The sequence below is a fragment of the Gordonia sp. DT219 genome, from assembly GCF_049847065.1.
Lineage (GTDB): Bacteria > Actinomycetota > Actinomycetes > Mycobacteriales > Mycobacteriaceae > Gordonia.
In genome coordinates, this window is sequence record NZ_JBNCNR010000085.1 from 1 (window position 1) to 432 (window position 432).

The following is a 432-nucleotide window of genomic DNA, read 5'->3' on the forward strand; positions in this document are numbered from 1 at the left end:
TTCCGGGGTCATTTTGCCGGTCATCTTCGACATCTGCTGGGTGTCTTGGCGGCCGAGGAACACTTGGCGTTTCTGCTCGCGGTCGGTGTCGTCGGTCAACTCGCCGTCGGGGTCGAGGTGTGCCATCAGGCGGGCGCCGATCGCCGTCAACTCGGCGGGGGTGTGCACGCGCGCGTAGTCGGCCATCTGCTTTTCGGCGTTGACTTTGATGTCGTGGTCGACCTGGTGCGGGATGTCGTCGAGAACGTCGATCACCACCCGCGAATGCGCGGGCCCGACCGCACCCTCGGCGAACGCCTCGGCAAGAGTCGGATACTTCGGGGCGAGCGGCTCACCGGTCAACCCGTGATAGGTCGCGGTGGCGGTCATCTGCTTGCGGCGGCGCATCGGCTCCGACACCCGCAACCCGACGACCATCATGTCGGTCACCGA

1 protein-coding gene is annotated in these 432 nt (G+C 66.0%); it reads right to left on the minus strand.

Annotated features, from left to right (window positions below; all coding sequences use genetic code 11):
• The coding region (locus tag ACPXB3_RS22530) for a DUF222 domain-containing protein (RefSeq protein ID WP_425729867.1) at nt 1–432 on the minus strand (432 nt) is incomplete at both ends.